At 65.7% G+C, this 15,913-nt stretch carries 13 protein-coding genes; 11 read left to right on the top strand and 2 right to left on the bottom strand.

Annotated features, from left to right (window positions below):
* Nucleotides 1-2,583 (bottom strand): [protein-PII] uridylyltransferase, encoded by a 2,583-nt coding sequence (locus AC3WL8_RS17510; protein ID WP_041227946.1) that lies wholly within the window; start codon nucleotides 2,581-2,583, stop codon nucleotides 1-3.
* Nucleotides 2,584-2,670: 87 nt separating this feature from the next.
* Nucleotides 2,671-3,489, bottom strand: coding sequence for a type I methionyl aminopeptidase (map, locus tag AC3WL8_RS17505; protein ID WP_013956962.1), 819 nt, complete (start codon nucleotides 3,487-3,489; stop codon nucleotides 2,671-2,673).
* 335 nt (nucleotides 3,490-3,824) lie between these two features.
* On the opposite strand from map, the gene rpsB reads away from it, so the two are divergent.
* The 11 genes from rpsB (at nucleotide 3,825) to lpxD (ending at nucleotide 15,909) form a co-directional block, all read left to right on the top strand.
* Nucleotides 3,825-4,571, top strand: a complete 747-nt coding sequence (gene rpsB, locus AC3WL8_RS17500; protein ID WP_013956961.1) for a 30S ribosomal protein S2 — start codon at nucleotides 3,825-3,827, stop codon at nucleotides 4,569-4,571.
* 296 nt (nucleotides 4,572-4,867) lie between these two features.
* Nucleotides 4,868-5,746, top strand: a complete 879-nt coding sequence (gene tsf, locus AC3WL8_RS17495) for a translation elongation factor Ts (protein ID WP_013956960.1) — start codon at nucleotides 4,868-4,870, stop codon at nucleotides 5,744-5,746.
* Between the two features lie 271 nt (nucleotides 5,747-6,017).
* A complete protein-coding gene (gene pyrH / locus AC3WL8_RS17490; protein ID WP_013956959.1) occupies nucleotides 6,018-6,728 on the top strand; it encodes a UMP kinase in 711 nt (236 codons plus the stop codon).
* Nucleotides 6,729-6,842: 114 nt separating this feature from the next.
* Nucleotides 6,843-7,403, top strand: coding sequence for a ribosome recycling factor (gene frr, locus AC3WL8_RS17485; protein ID WP_013956958.1), 561 nt, complete (start codon nucleotides 6,843-6,845; stop codon nucleotides 7,401-7,403).
* A gap of 44 nt (nucleotides 7,404-7,447) precedes the next feature.
* Entirely contained in the window at nucleotides 7,448-8,218 is a 771-nt protein-coding gene (gene uppS, locus AC3WL8_RS17480) for an undecaprenyl pyrophosphate synthase (protein WP_013956957.1), read from the top strand.
* A gap of 36 nt (nucleotides 8,219-8,254) precedes the next feature.
* Entirely contained in the window at nucleotides 8,255-9,076 is an 822-nt protein-coding gene (locus AC3WL8_RS17475) for a phosphatidate cytidylyltransferase (RefSeq protein ID WP_013956956.1), read from the top strand.
* A gap of 11 nt (nucleotides 9,077-9,087) precedes the next feature.
* Entirely contained in the window at nucleotides 9,088-10,269 is a 1,182-nt protein-coding gene (gene ispC, locus AC3WL8_RS17470) for a 1-deoxy-D-xylulose-5-phosphate reductoisomerase (protein ID WP_013956955.1), read from the top strand.
* Nucleotides 10,270-10,376: 107 nt separating this feature from the next.
* Nucleotides 10,377-11,780, top strand: a complete 1,404-nt coding sequence (gene rseP, locus AC3WL8_RS17465) for an RIP metalloprotease RseP (protein WP_211979782.1) — start codon at nucleotides 10,377-10,379, stop codon at nucleotides 11,778-11,780.
* A 100-nt stretch (nucleotides 11,781-11,880) separates the two neighbouring features.
* Complete coding sequence (gene bamA, locus AC3WL8_RS17460; protein WP_013956953.1) at nucleotides 11,881-14,214, top strand: outer membrane protein assembly factor BamA; 2,334 nt, start codon at nucleotides 11,881-11,883, stop codon at nucleotides 14,212-14,214.
* Nucleotides 14,215-14,237: 23 nt separating this feature from the next.
* Nucleotides 14,238-14,765, top strand: a complete 528-nt coding sequence (locus AC3WL8_RS17455; protein WP_013956952.1) for an OmpH/Skp family outer membrane protein — start codon at nucleotides 14,238-14,240, stop codon at nucleotides 14,763-14,765.
* Nucleotides 14,766-14,817: 52 nt separating this feature from the next.
* The gene (gene lpxD / locus AC3WL8_RS17450) at nucleotides 14,818-15,909 is read left to right on the top strand and encodes a UDP-3-O-(3-hydroxymyristoyl)glucosamine N-acyltransferase (RefSeq protein WP_153956064.1); all 1,092 of its coding nucleotides are present in this window, start codon (nucleotides 14,818-14,820) and stop codon (nucleotides 15,907-15,909) included.
* Nucleotides 15,910-15,913: the final 4 nt, after the last annotated feature.

Genomic DNA, 15,913 nt, shown 5'->3' with positions numbered 1-15,913 from the left:
TCAGATGGCGAGGGCGGCGAGCAAGTCCTGTTCAAGCTGAATCTGCAATCGGTTGTCGGCAGCCAGGCGGCTGCCGTCGACCAGGAACACGTCTTCGACGCGTTCGCCCAGGGTGTTGATGCGTGCCGTGTGGACGGATACGCGATGCCGTGCCAGTACGCGGGCGATGGCGTACAGCAGGCCGGTGCGGTCGTTGGCGGACAGCGACAGCAGGTAATACTGGCCACGCTCGTCCGGGCGCAGGTCCACGCGCGGCTTGATCGGGAAGCTGCGCGACTGGCGCGACAGCCGCCCCTGCGTGGGTTCGGGCAGTGCGCCTTGCAGGCGCAGCCGCTCGCACAGTTCGTGCTCGACCAGCGCGATGATGTCGCGGTAGTTGCCGCCGTCGCCGGCCATGCCGGGGTCGGTGACCTGGAACGTGTCCAGCGCGTAGCCGTGGCGCGTGGTGTGGATCTTGGCGTCCTGGATCGAGAACGCCTTGCGCTCGAAGTAGCCGCAGATGCGCGCGAACAGGTCGGGCTGGTCCTTGACGTAGACCGCCACCTGCAGGCCTTCGCCGGCGGGGGAGACGCGTGCCTTGACCACCGGCGTGGGGCTGTCCACCTTGTTGTACAGGTGGCGCGTGAGCCAGGCGATATCGTGCGAATCGTGGCGCAGGAAGAAGGCCACGTCGAGCTGCGCCCACAGAGACTTGCCCAGCGCCGGGTCGAAGGCCTTCAGGCGCAGTTCGGAGATAGTGTCCTCCTTGCGCTGCGACCACAGTGAATGCGAATCCACGCGCGCGCCGCCCAGCACGCGCAGCGTGATGTGGTACAGGTCTTCCAGCAGCTTGCCCTTCCACGCGTTCCATACCTTGGGGCTGGTGCCGCGGATGTCGGCCACGGTCAGCAGGTAGAGCGCGGTCAGGTAGCGTTCGCTGCCGACCACGCGGGCAAAGGCGTGGATCACGTCGGGATCGGTCAGGTCCTGCTTCTGCGCCACGTGGCTCATGGTCAGGTGGTGCTCGACCAGCCAGCAGATCAGGTCGGCGTCTTCGCGCGCAATGCCGTGCTGCTTGCAGAAGCGGCGCGCATCCACGGTGCCAAGCTTTGAGTGGTCGCCGCCGCGGCCCTTGGCGATGTCGTGGAACAGCGCTGCCACGCACAGCACCCACGGCTTGTCGAAGCTGGCCATCAGCTGGCTGCAGAACGGAAACTCGTGGGTGTGCTCGACAATGGCGAAGCGGCGCATGTTGCGCACCACCATCAGGATGTGCTGGTCCACGGTATAGACGTGGAACAGGTCGTGCTGCATCTGGCCGACGATGCGGCGGAAGTTGATCAGGTAGCGGCCCAGTACGCTGGTCTGGTTCATCAGGCGCAGCGCGTGGGTGATGCCCTGCGGCTCCTGCATGATGGCCAGGAACAGGCGGCGGTTTTCCGGATCGTTGCGCCAGCCCGCGTTCATCACGGTGCGCGCGTTGTACAGCCCGCGCAGCGTGCGCGGCGACAGGCCCTTCACGCCGGGCGTGCGCTGGTACAGCAGGAAAGTTTCCAGGATCGCGTGCGGGTCGCGTTCATAGACGTCGTCGCTGGTGATCTCCAGCATGCCCTGGCGCTCGACAAACCGTTCGTTGAGCACGCGCGTCACCTGAGACTCGCTCGGGAACAGCATCGCCTCGATGTTCAGCAGCAGCACGCTGTTGAGCTGCGTGACCGCCTTGGCCGCCCAGTAGTAGCGGCGCATCAGCTGTTCGCTGGCGCGCTTGTTGGTGGTCTGGCGATAGCCGAAGGACTCCGCCAGCGCGGTCTGCAGGTCGAATACCAGCACGTCCTGGCGCCGGCCAGCCACCAGGTGCAGGCGCGCGCGGATGGTCTTGAGCAGGCGCTCGTTGCGCGCCAGCTCCTGCGCTTCGCGCTGCGTCAGCAGGCCGCGCTCGAACAGTTCTTTCCAGCTGTCGCCCAGGCCCGCCGCCTTGGTCATCCACAGGATCACCTGCAGGTCGCGCAGGCCGCCCGGGCTTTCCTTGCAGTTGGGCTCGAGCGCGTAGGGCGTGTCCTGGTATTTGGCGTGGCGCTGGCGCATTTCCAGCAGCTTGGCCTGGAAGAACGCTGCCGCGTCCAGGTCGGAGAGGTAGCGCGTGCGCATCGACTCGAACAGCTTGCGGCTGCCGGTCAGCAGCCGCGCCTCCAGCAGCGAGGTCTGGATGGTGACGTCCTGCCGCGACTCGCGGATGCAATCGTCCACGGTGCGCACCGAAGAGCCGATCTCCAGCCCAAGGTCCCAGCACAGGCCGATAAAACGCTCCAGGCGCCCGGTGGTGTCCTGGTCGGGCTCGGCGGGCAGCAACAGCAGCACGTCGACGTCGGAGTAGGGCAGCAGCTCGCCGCGGCCGTAGCCGCCCACCGCCACCAGCGCTGCGCCCGCGGGCATCTCCAGGCCGCGCCAGGCTTCCACCAGCGCGGCGTCGACAGCGCGGCGCAGCCGCGTGATCAGCGTGCCGACGTTGGCGCTGAGGTTGAAGTCGGCAAACAGCGCCTGCTTGTCGGCTTTGAGCTTGTCGCGCACGCGCGCGGCAAGCAGCAGTTCCGGCGTGGTGTCCATGGAGATGGCGGGCTCGGGGAGCGGGTTGGTGGGCACGGCTGGAAAAAGAAAGGCGCCCGGTCAGGCGCCCCTGGCTTCGGTGCGGCCTCAGGCCGCGACGGAATCGGTGATAAAGGCCGGCGGTGCCGGGCTCCCGGCCGATACCGTAAGGACCTCGTAGCCGGTTTCCGTGACCAGCACGGTGTGCTCCCACTGCGCCGACAGGCTGCGGTCGCGGGTCTTGACCGTCCACTGGTCGGGCATGGTGCGGATATCGCGCTTGCCGGCGTTGATCATCGGCTCAATGGTAAAGATCATGCCGGCCTTGATCTCGGCGCCGGTGCCCGGGCGGCCGTAGTGCAGGATCTGCGGGTCTTCGTGGAAGTTCTTGCCGATGCCGTGGCCGCAGTACTCGCGCACCACGCTGTAGCCGGCGGCTTCGGCGTGTACCTGGATGGCGTGGCCGATGTCGCCCAGGCGGGCGCCGTGGCGAACCTGCGCGATACCCTTCCACATGCATTCATAGGTCACCTGCGACAGGCGCTTGGCCAGGATCGAGCCCTCGCCGACGATGAACATGCGGCTGTTGTCGCCGTAGTAGCCTTCCTTGGTGATGACCGTGATGTCCAGGTTGATCGCGTCACCGTTCTTGAGCACGCGATCGCCCGGAATGCCATGGCAGATCACGTCGTTGACCGAGGTGCAGATCGCGCCGGGGAAGGGCGGATAGCCGGGGGGAGCATAGTTCAGGCACGCCGACACGGTGCCCTGCACTTCACGCATGTAGGCGTGGCACAGGCGGTCGATTTCGCCGGTGGTGATACCTGGCTGGACGAAGGGCGTGATGTAGTCGAGGACCTCGGACCCAAGGCGGCAAGCCACGCGCATCTGGGCGATGTCTTCGGCGGTGTTCAGGTGAATGCTCATGCTGCGTCGCCAAAAAAGTGATGGCGAGGCCACTGGCCGCGCCGAAATCGAAAGGTCAATGTAGGATTATCGCACCATCGGGGCCAGATCGCAGCCTGAGCGCGGCCGTCGCGGGCTGAGTCCGTAGGGCGCCAGGGCACCGGGCGGCTTGAGCGGGCCGCACTTTTGTTGCTACAATAGCAGGCTGACTTGGTTGCGGCGCAGCATTGCGTGCGCCAGGCCGGAATTTTGCAGGATATTCCTGTTGCTGTTTGAAATCGCTGGCCCGCCTATCCGGGGTGTTCCTTTTCAGGAATGTCGGGGCGGGCTTCAGACCTAACCCTTTGGAGATTTACATGTCCGTTACCATGCGCGAAATGCTGGAAGCCGGTTGCCACTTCGGCCACCAGACCCGCTTCTGGAACCCGAAGATGGCCCCCTTCATCTTCGGCCATCGCAACAAGATCCACATCATCAACCTCGAAAAGACGTTGCCGATGTTCCAGGACGCAATGAAGTACGTGCGTCAGCTGGCAGCCAATCGCGGCACCATCCTTTTCGTGGGTACCAAGCGCCAGTCGCGCGAAATCCTGGCTGAAGAAGCTGGCCGTGCCGGCATGCCCTATGTCGACGCCCGCTGGCTCGGCGGCATGCTGACCAACTTCAAGACGGTCAAGATCTCGATCAAGCGCCTGAAGGACATGGAAGCCGCCAAGGAAGCCGGCGCGCTGGACACCATGAGCAAGAAGGAAGCGCTGATGTTCGAGCGCGAGATGCTGAAGCTGGAAAAGTCGATCGGCGGCATCAAGGACATGGGCGGCGTGCCAGACGCGATCTTCGTGGTGGACGTCGGCTACCACAAGATTGCCGTGACCGAGGCCAACAAGCTGGGCGTGCCGGTGATCGGCGTGGTTGATACCAACCACTCGCCGGAAGGCATCGACTACGTGATCCCGGGTAACGACGACTCGAGCAAGGCCGTGGCCCTGTACGTGCGCGGCGTGGCCGACGCGATCCTGGAAGGCCGTGCCAACGCTGTGCAGGAAGTGGTTGAAGCCGCTCGCGGCGGCGACGACGAATTCGTCGAAGTGCAGGAAGGCTGATTGCCCGCCGCCTGATTGCCGGAAAGGAACCCGCTAGCGCGCATCGTCACCGCACGACAGACAAGCAACGCTTGCCGCCCGTCACCACGGGCTGCGCGCAAGGCGAAAGCCGGGGTACGCCGGCAGCCGGGCAAGAAGGGCAATAAAAAGGGGGCACATCTGGCGCCCCCTTTTTTTGAATTTGAATTGTTGTCACCCGCCGCAGGCAGTATCTGCCGCGGGTGTGCTGTAGACCCACCGACCGGGTGCCGCAGGCGACTGCCGGCAGCCGGCGTGAACCATTCAAGGAGTGACAAATGGCGGCAATTACCGCAAGCATGGTTGCAGAACTGCGCGCGAAGACCGACGCGCCGATGATGGAATGCAAGAAGGCCCTGACCGAGGCCGACGGCGACCTGGACAAGGCCGAAGAGCTGCTGCGCGTCAAGCTGGGCAACAAGGCCAGCAAGGCCGCGTCGCGCGTGACCGCTGAAGGCGTGGTCGCATCGTTCATCGACGGCACCACCGGCGTGCTGGTCGAACTGAACTGCGAGACCGATTTCGTCTCCAAGAATGACGACTTCCTGGCTTTCTCGGCCAAGGTTGCCGAACTGATCGCCAAGCAGAACCCGGCCGACGTGGCCGCCCTGTCGGCGCTGGAAATCGACGGCGTGAGCGTTGAAGCCACCCGCACCGCCCTGATCGGCAAGATCGGCGAGAACCTGACGATCCGCCGCTTTGCCCGCTACGCCAACGGCGGCAAGCTGGTGTCGTACCTGCACGGCACCCGCATCGGCGTGATGGTCGAGTTCGATGGCGACGAAGCCGCCGCCAAGGACGTGGCCATGCACGTGGCCGCGATGAAGCCGGTGTCGCTGTCGGCCGAGCAGGTCCCTGCCGAGCTGATCGCCAAGGAGCGCAGCATTGCCGAGCAGAAGGCTGCCGAGTCGGGCAAGCCGGCCGAAATCGTCGCCAAGATGGTCGAGGGTTCGGTGCAGAAGTACCTGAAGGAAGTCTCGCTGTTCAACCAGCCGTTCGTGAAGAACGACAAGCAGACGGTTGAGCAGATGCTGAAGGCCGCCAACACGACCGTGAAGGGTTTCACCCTGTTCGTGGTGGGCGAAGGCATCGAGAAGAAGCAGGACGACTTCGCCGCTGAAGTGGCCGCCCAGGTGGCCGCTGCCCAGAAGGGCTGATGTCCGGGGCGCCGCGGACTGCCCGTTCGGGCTGGTCCGGGCGCCTATAATGCCGCAGGGGCGCCGTAAGGTGCCCCTCTGCATAAGTAGTGCGACGCTGCGCATGCCGCGTTGCACCGCAGCAGCCAGTTTCCGTGGTGGTCCGGCAGTCCGGGGCACCCCGAAAACCGGCTTTCTTCCGCCGGCGGCACGAGGATCCGTGCCGCCGGCGCCAAAACATACGTCTCAAGATCGTCTCAACCGAGCGATTTGCTCCTGTCCGAGGGTGAACATGCCAGCCTACAAGCGCGTCCTTCTGAAACTGTCCGGTGAAGCCCTGATGGGCGAAGATGCCTTCGGCATCAACCGCTCCACCATCGAGGCGATGGTGAACGACATTGCCGAGATCGTGAAGCTCGGCGTGCAGGTCGCGGTGGTCATCGGCGGCGGCAACATCTTCCGCGGCGTCGCCGGCGGCGCCGCCGGCATGGACCGCGCCACCGCGGACTACATGGGCATGCTGGCCACCATGATGAACGCACTGGCGCTGCAGGACGCGATGCGCCACGCCAATATCGAAGGCCGCGTGCAGTCCGCGCTGCGCATGGACCAGGTGGTCGAGCCCTATATCCGCCCGCGCGCGATCCGCCAGCTGGAAGAGGGCAAGGTGGTGATCTTCGCCGCCGGCACCGGCAACCCGTTCTTCACCACCGACACCGCCGCCGCGCTGCGCGGCTCCGAGATCGGGGCGGAGATCGTGCTCAAGGCCACCAAGGTGGACGGCGTGTACACCGCCGACCCGAAGAAGGACCCCAGCGCCACGCGCTACACCACCATCACCTTCGACGAGGCCATCTCCCGCAACCTGCAGGTGATGGACGCCACCGCCTTTGCGCTGTGCCGTGACCAGAAGCTGCCGATCAAGGTGTTCTCGATCGTCAAGCCGGGCGCGCTCAAGCGGGTGATCCTGGGCGAGGACGAGGGTACCCTGGTGCACGTGTGAGTCGGGCGCCGGATGCCGCGCTGCAACGCTGGTATCCGGCCGGGCAAAGAGTAGAATGATTCATTTTCGATCCCCGCCAGGGGGATCATGGTTGGCTGATTTCCGGAGGTAAAAATGAGCGTCGCCGACACAAAGAAGAGCGTCGAGCAAAAAATGCAGAAGTCGATCGAAGCCTTCAAGGCCGATCTGGCGAAGATCCGCACCGGCCGTGCCCACACCGGCCTGCTCGACCATGTTCAGGTGGACTACTACGGCTCGATGGTTCCCATCAGCCAGGTCGCGGCAATCGGCCTGGCCGATGCGCGTACCATCACGGTGCAGCCCTGGGAAAAGAAGATGGTGGGCGCGGTCGAGAAGGCCATCCGCGACTGCGACCTGGGCCTGAACCCGGCCACCATGGGTGAAGTGATCCGCGTGCCGATGCCCGCACTGACCGAAGAGCGCCGCAAGGAGCTGACCAAGGTCGTCAAGAGCGAGGCCGAGGGCGCCAAGATTGCCGTGCGCAACCTGCGCCGCGATGCCAACGAGCAGTTCAAGAAGCTGGTCAAGGACAAGACCATTTCCGAGGACGACGAGCGCCGCGGCCAGGACGAAGTGCAGAAGCTGACCGACAAGTACGTGGCCGAGATCGACAAGATGGTCGCCGAGAAAGAGAAGGAGATCATGACGGTCTGACCCCGTCCCGGCATGGCCGGGGCAGTCAACGACAGTCTGCCATCATGCAGCACATCAGTTCAACGCTCGACGTACCCGATACCTCCTACGTCCCCCGCCACGTTGCCATCATCATGGACGGCAACGGCCGCTGGGCGACCCAGCGGCACCTGCCACGCGTTGCCGGGCATACCCGGGGGCTGGACGCGGTGCGTGCGGTGGTGGAAGCCAGCGCCGCCCGCGGCGTGCAGTTCCTGACGCTGTTCGCCTTCAGTTCTGAGAACTGGCGGCGCCCGGCGGATGAGGTCTCGTTCCTGATGCGGCTGTTCATGATGGCCCTGCGGCGCGAAGTGGTGAAGATGCACGCCAACAACATCCGGTTGCGGGTGGTGGGCGACCTGGACCGCTTCAGCCCCCGCATCCAGCAGATGATCCGCGATGCCGAGGCGCGCACGGCCGGCAACACCGGCCTGACCGTGACCATCGCCGCCAACTACGGCGGCCGCTGGGACCTGCTGCAGGCCATGCGCAAGATGCTGGCGCGCTCGCCCATGCTCGACCCGGCCTCGATCGACGAATCGGTGCTGGCGCCGCACCTGGCGATGGCCTATGCGCCGGAGCCGGATCTCTTCATCCGCACCGGCGGCGAACAGCGCATCAGCAATTTCCTGCTGTGGCAGTTGGCGTATTCCGAGCTGTATTTCACCGACGTTTTCTGGCCGGATTTCGACGCCGCGGAACTGGACAAGGCCTTCGCCTCGTACCGCCAGCGCGAACGCCGTTTCGGCCGCACCAGCGCACAGCTGGTCGCCCCGGGACTATCGGGTACCGCCTGACCCTGGCAACTCCAACCTCTCACGGGACTGCAGCGCATGCTCCTCACCCGCGTCATCACCGCCCTGTGCCTGTTGCTGCTGATCCTGCCAATCCTGTTCCTGGCGCCGCCCGCGGCACTGGCCGGGCTGGTGGCCGTGATCGTGCTGCTGGCCGGCTGGGAATTCGGCCGCCTGATCGGGCTGCGCGGGCCGTGGCCCTATGTCTATGCGCTGGCGTGCCTGATCGCGGCCATTGCCTGGCATGACCTGCCGCTGCGCCACGCCATCACCTGGCTGCTTGAAGCCGCGGTGGTCTGCTGGGGCGTCGCGGTGGTGCTGCTGGCGCGCGGCGTGCGCACCGCGACGCCGTCGTTTACCGCCCTGGGCGCGGTGCTGGGGCTGGTGATGCTGCCCGCGTTCGCCCATGCCACCATGATCCTGCGCGGCGCCGGCATCGGCGTGCTGCTGACCGCGGCCGTGCTGGTGTGGGCGGCCGATATCGGCGCGTATTTCACCGGCAAGGCCATCGGCCGGCGCAAGCTGGCGCCTGGCATCAGCCCGGGCAAGTCCTGGGAGGGCGCCATCGGCGGCTGGCTGCTGGCGCTGGTGATCGGCCTGGCGCTCGCCGCCACCCATGCCTTTGCACCGACGTGGTTCTCCGCGATGGGAGATCGTGGCGGCCTGGCCTATGTGGCGGTGCTGACCACGCTGCTGGTCGCGGCGAGCGTGGTCGGCGATCTGTTCGAATCGCTGCTCAAGCGCCAGGTTGGCAAGAAGGACAGCAGCCGGCTGCTGCCCGGCCATGGTGGCGTGCTGGACCGGATCGACGCCTTGCTGCCAGTGTTCCCGCTGGCGGCCCTGATGCTGATTTTTCTCTGAAGCCGTCTGCTATGCATCGCATTACCATCCTGGGCGCCACCGGCTCCATTGGCGAAAGCACGCTCGACGTCATCAGGCGCCATGCCGACCGCTATGCGGTGCATGCGCTGACCGCCCACCGGCAGGTGCGCAAGCTGGCTGAGCAGTGCATTGAATTCCGCCCGGCCCGCGCCGTGGTGGGGACCGCAGAGGCAGCGCGCGAACTGGAAACGCTGCTGCGCGAGGCCGGCGTGAAGACCGAGGTCAGCCACGGCGAAGCCGCGCTGGAATCCGTGGCCGCCGATGCGCAGACCGATGCGGTGATGGCCGCCATCGTCGGCGCCGCCGGCCTGCGCCCGACGCTGGCGGCAGCACGTGCCGGCAAGCGCGTGCTGCTGGCCAACAAGGAAGCGCTGGTGATGTCGGGCCGCATCTTCATGGATGCGGTGCGCGAGCACGGCGCCACGCTGCTGCCGATCGACAGCGAGCACAACGCCATCTTCCAGTGCCTGCCGGCCGACGATCCGCGCTACGGCCGGGGCGTCGCCAAGGTGCTGCTGACCGCGTCGGGCGGGCCGTTCCGCACGCGCGACCCGGCCACGCTGCACGATATTTCCCCCGACCAGGCCTGCGCCCATCCCAACTGGGTCATGGGCCGCAAGATCTCGGTCGACTCCGCCACCATGATGAACAAGGGCCTCGAGGTCATCGAGGCGCACTGGCTGTTCGGTGCCCCCGCCGAGCGCATCGAGGTACTGATCCATCCGCAGAGCATCGTGCATTCGATGGTGGCCTACACCGATGGCTCGGTGCTGGCGCAGCTGGGCAACCCGGACATGCGCACGCCGATCGCCTATGGCCTGGCATATCCGGAACGGATCGACGCGGGCGTGACGCCGCTCGACCTGACGGTGGCCGGAGGCTTGCACTTCGAGAAGCCGGACCTGGTGCGCTTCCCGTGCCTGGGCCTGGCTTTCGATGCACTGCGCGCTGGCGGGGTGGCGCCAGCGGCACTCAATGCGGCCAACGAGGTGGCGGTCGAGGCATTCCTGGGCGGCAAAGTGCGCTTCACGGACATTGCCGGCATCGTCCGGCAGGTGCTGGAGGCGGCACCTCAAGGGCCTGCCGATACGCTCGAAGCGGTGCTGTCAGCCGACGCGCTGGCGCGCGAGGCGGCACGCGCCAGCGTGGCCGCCCTGGCTGCGAACCGCTGATGCGGCGGGGCGGCTTGCCGCATCTGCGACAATAGCGGCTGCGGCGGCCCCGGGTCCCCCGGGGGCCGGCGCGCCCGTCCAGCCATCGTTACCGACGTCCCGACTCCATGCAAACCGTACTCGCTTTCATCGTTGCCTTGTGCGTGCTCATCTATGTGCACGAAATGGGGCACTACCTCGCCGCGCGCGCCTGCGGCGTGAAGGTGCTGCGTTTCTCGATCGGCTTCGGGCGGCCCTTGGTGCGCTGGATTTCGAAGAGCCGCGACCGGACTGAATGGACGGTGGCGGCGATCCCGCTGGGCGGCTACGTCAAGATGCTGGACGAGCGCGAGGTCGACCCCGAGCGCGATACGCCGATCGACCCGGCCGACCTGCCGCGGGCTTTCAACCGCCAGCCGGTCGGCAAGCGCTTCGTGATCGTGGCGGCCGGCCCGCTGGCCAATTTTGCGCTGGCAATCGTGCTGTATTTTGCGCTCTTTGCCGGCGGCATGCGCGAACCCGTGCCGGTGGTGGCCGCGCCCGCGGCCGGCACCATGGCGGCGCAGGCCGGCATGCGCGAAGGCGACCGGGTGCTGTCGCTGACCGCCAATGGCCATACCGAAGCGGTGCGCTCCTGGAATGACCTGCGCATGGCCGTATTCGCCGAGGGCTTTGGCGATACGCGCGCCGTGCTGCGCGTACGGGGCGCCGACGGGACAGAGCGCGACGTCACGCTGCCGCGCCTGCCCAATACCGGCGGCAATCCCGAACAGGATCCGCTGGCCACGCTAGGCCTGAACCTGAAAGGCGGGCCGGTGACGATTACCGAGGTGCTGCCGGACTCGGCCGCCGAGCGCGCCGGACTGAAACAGGGCGACCGCATCGTTGCCTGGCAGGGCAGCCCGCTCACGCAGGCCAGCGCGCTGATCAAGGCGGTGCGCAGCCAGCCCGGCCAGACCGTGACACTGGGCATCGAGCGCGACGGCAAGCGCCTGGACGTGCCGGTGACGCTCGACACCGCCGTGGCGCGTGATGGCGCCAAGGACGCGAGCGGCGCCACCCCGGCGCCGGCGGGCAAGCTCGGCGCGGCGCTCAGCCAGGCCGTGCAGATGGAAACCGTGCGCTACCGGCCGGACCAGGCACTGGCGCGCGCGGCCGGCCAGGTCTGGGACACCAGCGCGCTCTCGCTCAAGCTGCTGGGCAAGATGCTAGTGGGGCAGGCTTCGCTGCAGAACCTGAGCGGTCCGCTGACCGTGGCGGACTACGCGGGGCGTGCCGCAAACCTTGGCCTGCAGGCCTTTGTCAGCTTCCTGGCATTGGTCAGCGTAAGCCTTGGAGTACTCAATTTGTTACCCATTCCGGTTCTGGATGGGGGGCATTTGCTGTATTATTGCGTGGAATTTTTGACTGGCCGGCCCGTCCCAGACCACTGGCAGGCAATGCTGCAGAAGGTTGGCATCGCCTGCATCTTGCTCCTGACTTCGCTCGCTTTGTTCAATGACGTCAGCCGAATGTTTCTGGCGAACGGCTAGAAACGTGTGTCGGCAAGGGGGCGGTGGTGTCGTCGGGCACCGTCGCCAGGGACGCCATTTGCCAGGCGCAGTCCAATAAGGCATCGGAGCGCAATCCTGGATGGAATCAAAGAGGGGATCAACATTGATCAGACATAAGCGCATTTCGCTGGGCTTGCTGGCGAGTGCCGTTATTGCAGCCTGGAGCCCGGCGGGCTGGGCTGCCGATCCGTTCGTCGTCAAGGACATCCGCGTTGAGGGCCTGCAACGCGTCGAGCCGGGTACCGTTTTCGGCTACCTGCCGGTGCGCGTCGGTGAAACCTTCACCGACGACAAGGGCGCCGACGCCATCCGTGCCCTCTACAATACCGGCTTCTTCAAGGACGTGCAGATCCGCGCCGAGGAAGGCGTGCTGGTGGTCCAGGTCGAAGAGCGGCCGGCGATCTCGCAGCTCGAATTCGTCGGCATCAAGGAATTCGACAAGGACACGATGCGCCGTTCGCTGCGTGCCGTTGGCGTAGCCGAAGCCCGTTACTACGACAAGGCACTGATCGACAAGGCCGAGCAGGAGCTCAAGCGCCAGTACGTCGCGCGCGGTTACTATGCGGCCGACGTGCAGACCACGATCACGCCGGTGGACCGCAACCGCGTCTCGGTCGTGTTCAACGTCGAAGAGGGCCCGGTCGCCAAGATCCGCCAGATCAATATCGTCGGCAACAAGGCTTTCAAGGAAGGCGCGCTGCGCGACGAGATGCAGCTGTCCACGCCGAACTGGCTGTCCTGGTACACCAAGAACGACCTGTATTCCAAGCAGAAGCTGACCGCCGACCTGGAAGCGCTGCGCTCGTTCTACCTGAACCGCGGCTACCTGGAGTTCGCGATCGAATCGACCCAGGTGTCGATCACGCCGGACAAGAAGGACATCTTCCTGACGCTGAACATCAAGGAAGGCGACCAGTACAAGGTGTCCGACGTGCGCCTGGCGGGCGAGCTGCTCGGCAAGCAGGAGGAAATGGAAAAACTGCTGCAGCTGAAGAAGGGCGATATTTTCTCGTCCGAGAAGCTGACGCAGAGCACCAAGGCCATCACCGACCTGCTGGGCACGTACGGCTACGCGTTCACCACCATCAACCCGCAGCCGCAGATCGACAAGGAAAAGCGTGAAGTCGCGCTGACCCTGATGGTCGACCCGGGCCGCCGCGTCTACGTGCGCCGCGTCAACGTGGTGGGCAACAGCAAGACCCGCGACGAAGTGGTGCGCCGCGAGATGCGCCAGATGGAAAGCTCGTGGTTCGACAGCGAGAAGCTCACGCAGTCGCAAGCCCGTATCAACCGTACCGGCTACTTTACCGACACCAACATCACCACCGAAGACGTGCCGGGCGCGCCCGACCAGGTCGATGTGAACGTCAACGTGACTGAAAAGCCGACCGGCCAGATCAGCCTGGGCGTGGGCTTCTCGTCCACCGACAAGCTGGTGCTGCAGGCCGGCCTGCGCCAGGACAACGTGTTCGGCTCCGGCACCAGCCTGGGCCTGGACGTGAACACCGCCAAGTCGTTCCGGACCATCGCGCTGACGCAGTACGACCCGTATTTCACGGTGGACGGCATCAGCCGCTCGACCGACATCTACTACCGTACTTCGCGCCCGCTGTACTACACCGGTGACCAGGACTACAAGATCGTGTCCGCTGGCGGCGGCTTCAAGTTCGGCGTGCCGTTCTCGGAAGTCGATACGGTGTTCTTCGGCATCGGCTACGAACGGACCCAGGTGTATACGTCGGTCAACACGCCGACCCAGTACACCGACTGGCTGAACAAGATCGGCAAGCAGAGCGGCGACGGCATCAACAACTTCCCGTTCACCATCGGCTGGGCACGTGACCGCCGCGACAGCGCGCTGGTGCCAACCAAGGGCCCGTACACCCAGGCCAACCTGGAAGTCGGCCTGCCGGGCGGCGATACGCAGTACTACCGCGCCAGCGTGCAGCAGCAGTACTTCTATCCGATCTCGAAGTCCTTCACGCTGGCACTGAACGGCGAAGTCGCTTATGGCCACGGCTATGGCAACACCCCTTTCCCGGTGTTCAAGTACTTCTACGCTGGTGGTATCGGCTCGGTGCGCGGCTACCAGACCAGCACGCTGGGCCCGAAGGACCAGAACGGCAACCCGGTGGGCGGTGCCTCGAAGATGATCGGCAACGTCGAGTTCATCTTCCCACTGCCGGGCTCGGGCGTGGACCGCACGCTGCGCCTGTTCACGTTCTTTGACTTCGGTAATGTCTACCAGGAAGGCCAGCCGCTGAGCTTCAGCGAGCTGAAGTACTCGACCGGCTTTGGCATGTCGTGGTTGTCGCCGATTGGCCCGCTGAAGATCAGCATGGGCTTCCCGCTCAAGCGCGACACCAATGACAAGGTCCAGCGCTTCCAGTTCCAGATCGGCACGGCATTCTGATTCTGATAAAGGATCTGTTTCAAATGATTACAACATCCAAACTGGTCAAATCCCTGGGCGCCGCCGCGCTCGCCACGGCTGCCATCTGCGCCGCGGTGCCGGCCTCGGCCCAGGAGGCGCGCATTGCCGCCGTGAACTCCGAACGCATCCTGCGCGACTCCCAGCCGGCCAAGGCTGCGCAGGTCAAGCTGGAGCAGGAATTCTCCAAGCGCGACCGCGAGCTGCAGGACATGGCCCAGAAGATCAAGGGCATGGCCGACAAGCTCGACAAGGACACGGCCGTGCTGGCCGACTCCGACCGCCAGCGCCGCCAGCGCGAAGTGGCTGACATGGACCGCGAGTTCCAGCGCAAGCAGCGCGAGTTCCGCGAGGACCTGAACCAGCGCCGCAATGAAGAACTGGCACAGGTGCTGGAGCGCGCCAACCGCGTGATCCGCCAGCTGGCCGAGCAGCGCAAGTACGACCTGATCGTGCAGGAAGCGGTGTACGTGAACCCGCGCATCGACATCACCGACGACGTGATGAAGGCGCTGAACGCCGGCGCCCGCTAAGGCGCACCGGTTCTCACGTTCTTTCGTCTTTCGTTTTTTAGGAAGTACCGCCATGCAGACACCCACACTGGGTCAGCTCGCCACCGAGAACGGCGCGCAGGTTGTGGGTGACCCCGACCTGGCGATCGTCGGCCTGGCTCCCCTGGACCAGGCCGGACCGGGCGAGCTCTCGTTCCTGTCCAATCCGCTCTACCTGCAGCAGGCGCTGGATTCGCAGGCCGGCGCCGTGATTGTCTCGGCAGCCGACCTCGAGCGCGTTCGCGCCGAGGGCAGGGCGGACGGCCGCAACTGGCTGGTGGCGCGCAATCCCTACGTATGCTTTGCCCGCGTGGCGCAGCGTTTCGACCGCGCCGCCAACACCGATACCCGCACCGGCATCGATCCGCGCGCGACCGTGGCGCCCGACGCGGTGGTGCCGGCTTCGTGCTACATCGGCCCCAACGTGGTCATCGAGCGCGGCGCGCGCCTGGGCGAGCGGGTGCGCATCCTGGCCAACGGCTATGTCGGCGCGCAGGTAGAGATCGGCGACGATTCGCTGCTCTATGCCAATGTTTCGGTCTACCACCATTGCGTGGTCGGCGCCCGCGCAATCCTGCACAGCGGCGTGGTGATCGGCGCGGACGGCTTTGGCTTCGCGCCGGACATCAGCGCAACCGGCGTGGAATACGTAAAGATCCCGCAAACGGGACGCGCGGTGCTGGGCAATGACGTGGAGGTCGGCGCCAATACGGCAATCGACCGCGGCGCCATGGCCGACACCGTGATCGAGGACGGCTGCAAGATCGACAACCAGGTCCAGATCGCGCATAACGTGCGTGTCGGGGCCCATACGGTGATCGCAGGCTGCGCCGCGGTATCGGGCAGCACGCGCATCGGGCGCTTCTGCGTGATCGGCGGGGCCGCCAATTTTTCCGGCCACCTGAATATTGCCGACCGCACCACGGTGTCGGGCGGCACCTCGATCACCAAATCCATTACCAAGCCCGGGGGGCATTTCACCAGCGTCTTCCCGTTCCTGCCGCACGGCGAGTGGGAACGCAATGCAGCCATCGTGCGCGGCCTGACCAGGCTGCGCGAACGGGTGGTGGCGCTGGAACGCCGCCTGCGCGGCCAGGCCGCCGGGTCCCAACCCTCACAAGACTAAGAGA

The organism is Cupriavidus sp. FW305-F7 (genome assembly GCF_058782875.1).
This window is presented reverse-complemented; position numbering and strand designations above follow the sequence as displayed.

Coding starts and splice junctions, on each gene's coding strand:
- AC3WL8_RS17510 (WP_041227946.1), bottom strand. CDS start 2,583: ATGGACACCACGCCGGAACTGCTGCTTGCCGCGCGCGTGCGCGACAAG.
- map (WP_013956962.1), bottom strand. CDS start 3,489: ATGAGCATTCACCTGAACACCGCCGAAGACATCGCCCAGATGCGCGTG.
- rpsB (WP_013956961.1), top strand. CDS start 3,825: ATGTCCGTTACCATGCGCGAAATGCTGGAAGCCGGTTGCCACTTCGGC.
- tsf (WP_013956960.1), top strand. CDS start 4,868: ATGGCGGCAATTACCGCAAGCATGGTTGCAGAACTGCGCGCGAAGACC.
- pyrH (WP_013956959.1), top strand. CDS start 6,018: ATGCCAGCCTACAAGCGCGTCCTTCTGAAACTGTCCGGTGAAGCCCTG.
- frr (WP_013956958.1), top strand. CDS start 6,843: ATGAGCGTCGCCGACACAAAGAAGAGCGTCGAGCAAAAAATGCAGAAG.
- uppS (WP_013956957.1), top strand. CDS start 7,448: ATGCAGCACATCAGTTCAACGCTCGACGTACCCGATACCTCCTACGTC.
- AC3WL8_RS17475 (WP_013956956.1), top strand. CDS start 8,255: ATGCTCCTCACCCGCGTCATCACCGCCCTGTGCCTGTTGCTGCTGATC.
- ispC (WP_013956955.1), top strand. CDS start 9,088: ATGCATCGCATTACCATCCTGGGCGCCACCGGCTCCATTGGCGAAAGC.
- rseP (WP_211979782.1), top strand. CDS start 10,377: ATGCAAACCGTACTCGCTTTCATCGTTGCCTTGTGCGTGCTCATCTAT.
- bamA (WP_013956953.1), top strand. CDS start 11,881: ATGGAATCAAAGAGGGGATCAACATTGATCAGACATAAGCGCATTTCG.
- AC3WL8_RS17455 (WP_013956952.1), top strand. CDS start 14,238: ATGATTACAACATCCAAACTGGTCAAATCCCTGGGCGCCGCCGCGCTC.
- lpxD (WP_153956064.1), top strand. CDS start 14,818: ATGCAGACACCCACACTGGGTCAGCTCGCCACCGAGAACGGCGCGCAG.